Source organism: Pseudomonas sp. UBA6323 (genome assembly GCF_002439135.1).
Classification (GTDB): domain Bacteria; phylum Pseudomonadota; class Gammaproteobacteria; order Pseudomonadales; family Pseudomonadaceae; genus Aquipseudomonas.
On sequence record NZ_DJSX01000065.1, the window covers coordinates 213,404 to 219,403 of the forward strand.

The 6,000-nt window shown below is 63.6% G+C and carries 6 protein-coding genes; all 6 read left to right on the forward strand.

Features of this window, described 5'->3' with window-relative positions; all coding sequences use genetic code 11:
- Nucleotides 1-18 precede the first annotated feature (18 nt).
- Nucleotides 19-687, forward strand: coding sequence for a TetR/AcrR family transcriptional regulator (locus B3P22_RS15695; protein ID WP_296271623.1), 669 nt, complete (start codon nucleotides 19-21; stop codon nucleotides 685-687).
- A gap of 76 nt (nucleotides 688-763) precedes the next feature.
- On the forward strand, nucleotides 764-2,563 hold the full coding sequence (locus tag B3P22_RS15700; RefSeq protein ID WP_296271624.1) for a DUF1302 domain-containing protein: 1,800 nt from the start codon (nucleotides 764-766) through the stop codon (nucleotides 2,561-2,563).
- A 14-nt stretch (nucleotides 2,564-2,577) separates the two neighbouring features.
- Nucleotides 2,578-3,942, forward strand: a complete 1,365-nt coding sequence (locus tag B3P22_RS15705) for a DUF1329 domain-containing protein (RefSeq protein ID WP_296271625.1) — start codon at nucleotides 2,578-2,580, stop codon at nucleotides 3,940-3,942.
- 306 nt (nucleotides 3,943-4,248) lie between these two features.
- Nucleotides 4,249-5,025 (forward strand): sulfite exporter TauE/SafE family protein, encoded by a 777-nt coding sequence (locus B3P22_RS15710; protein ID WP_296271626.1) that lies wholly within the window; start codon nucleotides 4,249-4,251, stop codon nucleotides 5,023-5,025.
- A 145-nt stretch (nucleotides 5,026-5,170) separates the two neighbouring features.
- Complete coding sequence (locus tag B3P22_RS15715) at nucleotides 5,171-5,413, forward strand: exodeoxyribonuclease VII small subunit (protein WP_013717293.1); 243 nt, start codon at nucleotides 5,171-5,173, stop codon at nucleotides 5,411-5,413.
- On the forward strand, nucleotides 5,410-6,000 hold a 591-nt coding region (locus B3P22_RS15720; RefSeq protein ID WP_296271627.1), incomplete at its 3' end, for a polyprenyl synthetase family protein. The genes B3P22_RS15715 and B3P22_RS15720, both read left to right, overlap by 4 nt.

Here is a 6,000-nt window from a genome sequence, read left to right on the forward strand (position 1 = left end):
TTTTAAGAGGATGTAGGGGTGAAAGAGGCTTTGTCAAGCGATCAGAAAAAGACCCGCAAACCACGGGTACCGAAGCAGGAACGCAGCCAGGCGCGTCTCGAGGCGATTCTGGATACCTCGCTGCAACTGATCGCCGCGAATGGCTACGAAGCGGTCTCCATGCGCGAGATTGCGCGCGAATCCGGCCTGCCAATCGCTTCGCTGTACATGTACTTCCCGACCAAGCTGTCGATCGCCAAAGAGGTCTGGCTGCGCTACACCACCGCCATCAACGCCTCGCTGGAAGACGTGCTCAAGACCGTCAGCGATCCGACCACCCCCGCCGATTCGGGCGCCCTGATCGAGCACCTGATCGACCTGATGGTGGGCATCCAGAGCAGTCATCCGGGCTTCGTCGAGATCTGGGGCTGCGTCGCAGCGTCTGCAGAGCTGCGCGAACTCAATCGCGAGGACACCTTCCGCGCCGCTCAGGTGCTGGCAACCACGTTTCGCGTAAGCAACCCCTCGCTCGACGAGACGCAGGCAGAAGGCCTTGCGCTGGTGCTCACCGAGGGCGCCACGGCGGTCACCAAACTGATCCTGACGCTTCCAGAGGAGCAGCGCCCGGCACGCATCAGGCAGCTCAAGAACAGCCTTCGACTCATTCACAGCAGCACCGTTGGTTCACTCACCCAACCGGCCGGCTAGCGCCTGGCATTCGAGCGGGTGCGCCCGCCTCAGCCTCAGGTGTCAGCGGTCATTCCGAGCGCAAGCAGAGGTCACCATGTTGCATAACAAGAAGAAAATGGCATTGGTTGTGGGGCTTAGCCTTTGTGGGGCAAAGGCGCCAGCCTTCCAGATCGACACCGGGCCGAACGTCACCACGACCCTGGAAAGCGTCGCCGAATTCACCTCGATCTACCGCACGGGCTCGCCCGAGCACATCGAGCGGGGTGGAGAGAACATCTTCATCAACAACAACGATGGCAGCGAGTACTACGACAAGGGCTTCGTCTCCAACGAGTTCAAGCTGACCTCGGAGCTGCACGTGCGCACCCAGCAGGATGGCCTGTTCGTCCGCGGTACCGCCTGGTACGACACCCAGATCATGGACAACGCACCCACCGGCGACGGCTTCGCGACGCACAACACCGACAGTGACAAGCGCTATCCCTCCGATCTGAAGAACCGCTCCGGGCATCGCGCCCGCCTGCTCGACGCCTACCTCTACACCAACCGCTATCTGGACGAGATGCCGGTGAGCGTGCGGCTCGGCCGCCAGGTACTGAACTGGGGCGAAGGCATCTTCTACGCCGACGGGCTCAACGTGATCAACCCGGTGGATATCGGCCGCGTGGTGCTGCCCAACGCCAGTTTCAAGGATGCCCTGCTGCCGACCAACATGATCTCGGCCCAGTTCGGCCTGACCGATGCCCTCAACTTCGAGACCTTCTACGGGCTCGAGTGGAAGGGCCACGAACTGATGCCAACCGGTGCCTTCTTCAATAACCAAGACTATTTCGGCAAGGGCAGCAATGGTGTGCTGATCGACCTGCGCAACCAATTGGGACCGTTAACCGACCTGGTGCCAGGGCTCAACGGCGAGAACGGCATCGTCGCCGGCGCTCGCTACGGACGCGAGCATGACGCGCGTGACAGCGGCCAGTACGGCTTCGCCCTGCGCTACCTGGTCGAGGACTGGAGCAACACCGAGTTCAGCCTCTACTACCTCAACTACCACAGCAAGGTGCCCTTCCTGCGCGTGCAGAAGGGCCTGTCCAGCGCCTGCAGCGCTGGCAGCGGCGGCCGCTTCGCCGACCTGTGCGGCCTCGCCCAGCTGTTCGATCCTGCGTCGGTACCATTGGTCGATGGCCTCGCCTTTCTCGACAGCACCCGTTACGACTTCATCTACCCCGAAGATATCCGCCTGTTCGGCTTCAGCGTGTCCGGCACGGTCGGCGACACCAGCCTGGCCGGCGAGCTGACCTATCGTCCCAATGCTCCGCTGGAGCCGTCGATGACCTACGAGCTGGAACAGATGGCTGAAGGCGCTCTGGGCGCGGGAGGGGCCAGCGGCGCCAGCATCGATCTCGGCGAGTTCGGCGACGGCTCGGCCAACGACCCACGTAGCAGCATCGATCTGTACAAGCGCCACGAGCTCTACACGGGATCGGTATCGGCGATCCATACCTTCGGCCCAACCGCCGGCCTGGACGATCTGATGGTGCTGGCCGAAGCGGCCTTCAACCATATCCCCGGCGGCCTGCTGGACTCGGTCAACTACGCCTATCTGGACTCCTTCGCCTGGGGCTACACGGTGAACTTCACCGGCCTGATTCAGGACGTGCAACCGAACCTCGATCTGATGCCTGCCGTCACCTTCCGCCAGGACGTCTCGGGCACCTCGCCGACACTCAACGAGAACTTCGTGCAGGGGCGCAAATCGGCCACGCTCGAAATTGGCCTCAAGTACGGCCAGAAGCTCGGCGGCAAGCTGGCCTACACCTCGTTCTGGGGCGCTCGCAAAGACAACTCGCTCATCGATCGCAATCACCTCGCGCTCAATGTCTCCTACTCCTTCTGACGGCGGAAACGACAATGAATAAGAATGTTCTACGCCTGAGCGCTCTGCTGCTGGCCATCGGTCTGCAGATGCCCCTGCTCGCCCATGCCAAGGTCAGCGACGAACGTGCCGCACAACTCGGCAGCACGCTCACTCCATTCGGTGCCGAGCGCCAGGGCGACCCGGCCAAGGGCGTTCCCGAATGGACGGGCGGCTTGCAGGAACTGCCTGCCGGGTACAGGGGCCCTGGCAGTTTTCATGTCGATCCATTCGCCAACGAGACGCCGCTGCGCATAATCGACGCGCAAAACATGGGCAGCGACGAAGACAACCTCAGCCCGGGCGTGAAAGCCTTGTTGAAGTCCTTTCCCCAGACTTTCAAGATCCCGGTGTATCCGAGCCACCGCAGTGCTGCGGCGCCAGAAGACATCTATCAGAACACGCGGCGCAACGCGGTCGATGCCGCTCTGGCAGAAGGCGGCAATGGTCTGGATGGAGCTTACGCCGGTATCCCCTTCCCGATCCCCAACAACGGCCACGAAGCGATCTGGAACCACATCACTCGCTGGCAGGGCCGCTACGTCGTGGAAGTTGCGAACACTGCGCAAGTGACCACCAGCGGTAGCCATTCGATCATCCGCGAACGAATGGAGATGTTTTCCACCTACTACGACCCGAGCAAGAACGTCGGCACATTGGCGAACGTGCTGCAGAACTTCATGAGCGAGCTGCTGCCACCGTCACGCGAGGCAGGCCGCAAATTGCTGGTGCGGGACTTCATCAATCAGGTCGAGGAGCCACGGGCAGCCTGGGTCTATACCCCCGGACAACGCCGTGTGCGTCGCGCTCCGACCCTGGCCTACGACACCCCCAATGACGGTATCTACGCCGACGATACCGACATGTTCAACGGCGCCACCGATCGTTACGACTGGAAGCTGATCGGCAAGCAGACACTGCTGGTGCCCTACCACAACTACGCCATGGAGCAGCCCGGCGTCACCACTGCAAAACTGCTCATGCCGGGCCATCTCAACCCTGACTACACCCGCTGGGAAACGCACCGTGTGTGGGTGGTGGAGGCCACGCTGCGCCCTGGCCAGCGCCACGTGCATGCCAAGCGCCGCTTCTACCTCGACGAGGACAGCTGGTACGCCCTGATGGTGGAAAACTACGATTCGCGCGGCTCGCTCTGGCACGTGAATCTGGCGTTCAGCAAGAACGCTTACGAAGTGCCGACGATCACCCCGGTGAACGTCGTGTACCACGACCTCAATGCTCGAACCTATACCGTCATCGGCTTGCGCAACGGCGAGAAGACGCCGCGCCAGTTCCACCTGCAGGCACCGCCGGCTGGTTACTGGACACCGGCCACCCTGCGCCGTACAGGCACCCAGTGATCCCACGCGGCGGGAGCGCTCGCCTGCCGCCGCGCTCACCGCCCTGGTGCTCTGGGCCAATCAGACACAGGCGTGTTTTCTCATCTCGCAACCGGCGCGTATACAACTGCACTATCGCCAGGGCGAATGGGCAGTGCTGCAACCACTGTTCGTGACGACCTGCCGCGCCATTCGGCAGCGGTGAGCCATAGCGGCAAACCGTGCGAAGCCATTCACCACGGGCATCTTCCCGCGGCAGCCGGGCAAGGGTCTGGCTGAGACAAACGTCTGGTCTTATGCTGCGCTCTTTTCGTGCGAGCCTGACCGATGACGCTGTTCGACCTGCTGCTGTTGGCCCTCGCCGGTTTCGCCGCCGGGGGCATGAATGCCCTGGCTGGCGGCGGCACCTTCTTCTCCTTCCCCGCCCTGCTCGCAGCGGGCCTGCCGCCGGTGACGGCCAATGCCACCAACGCCGTGGCGCTATGGCCCGCCAGCCTGGCCGGCGCCTGGGCCGCGCGAGCGTCGCTAGGGCCGCTGGGCCGTTACCTGATCCCGCTGCTGCTGGCCGGTCTGGCCGGCGGTTTGCTCGGTGGCCTGTTGCTGCTGGCTGGCGGCGATGACGTATTCCGCGTGCTGATCCCCTGGCTGCTGCTGGCGGCCACCGCGCTGTTCGCCGCCAGCCCCTGGCTGGGGCGCTGGCTGGCCGCGCGACGCAAGCACAAGGCAACCGAACATCCACCGCACACGCCGCTGTCGCTGGGCGCGCATATTGGCGTGTCGATCTACGGCGGCTTCTTCGGCGCCGGCATGGGCATCCTGCAACTCGCCGCGTTCTCCATCGAAGACCACCCGCTGGCTCGCGCCAACGCCCTGAAGAACCTGATTTCGGCGGTGATCTACAGCATCGCCACACTGACCTTCATCGTCGCCGGTCGGGTCAGTTGGTACGAACTGGCCATCCTGCTCACCGGCGCCACGATCGGCGGTTACGTCGGCGGTGCATTGGGCGAAAAACTGCCGCCCGCACTGTTGCGCAGCTTCGTCATCCTGGTGGGCAGCACGATGACCCTGTACTACTTCTGGAACACCTATCTCGCGGTCTGATACGGACAGGTAGGAGCAAATTTATTCGCGATGGAGTGAATGTCGCCCCCGCCAGAATCGCGAATAAACTCGCTCCTACACTTTGCCCGAGTGGCGCGGCTCTGCTAGTGTCGCGCCCGTTCCAGAATCAGCGAGAACCCGCATCATGGCCCGCAAGAAAGCCGCCCCCGACTTCGAACACTCACTCGCCGAGTTGCAGACTCTGGTCGAGCGCATGGAGAGCGGCGAGCTGTCGCTGGAAGACTCGCTGACCGCCTTCGAGCAGGGCATCGGCCTGACCCGCGAATGCCAGGCCGCCCTGGCCCAGGCCGAACAGAAAGTGCAGATCCTGCTGGAGCGCGATGGCGAGCTGCAGCCAGCGCCCTTCGATACGGACGAAACGGCATGATCGCGGCGTACCAGAAACGCTGCCAGACCCGCGTCGACACTGCCCTGGAAGCCCTGTTCCAACCTCCACGCACAGAACTCGAACGGCTTTACCAGGCCATGCGCTACAGCGTCATGAATGGCGGCAAGCGCGTGCGCCCGCTGCTGGTCTACGCCGCCTGTGAAGCGCTGGAGGGCGATATCGAGCGCGCCGACGGCGCCGCCTGCGCGGTGGAGCTGATACATGCCTATTCGCTGGTGCATGACGACCTGCCGGCGATGGACGACGACGATCTCCGTCGCGGCCAGCCGACCACCCACAAGGCCTTCGACGAGGCCAGCGCCATACTTGCCGGCGACGCCCTGCAAAGCCTGGCCTTCGGCGTACTCGCCGACCGCCGTAGCAACCCGCAGGACACGGAGATACGCCTGCAGATGGTCGAAGTGCTGAGTCAGGCCGCTGGCCCGGCCGGCATGGTCGGCGGCCAGGCCATCGACCTTGGCTCGGTCGGCCTGCAACTCGACCAGCAGGCGCTGGAAGTCATGCACCGGCACAAGACCGGCGCACTGATCGAAGCCAGCGTGCGCCTCGGCGCCCTGGCCAGTGCC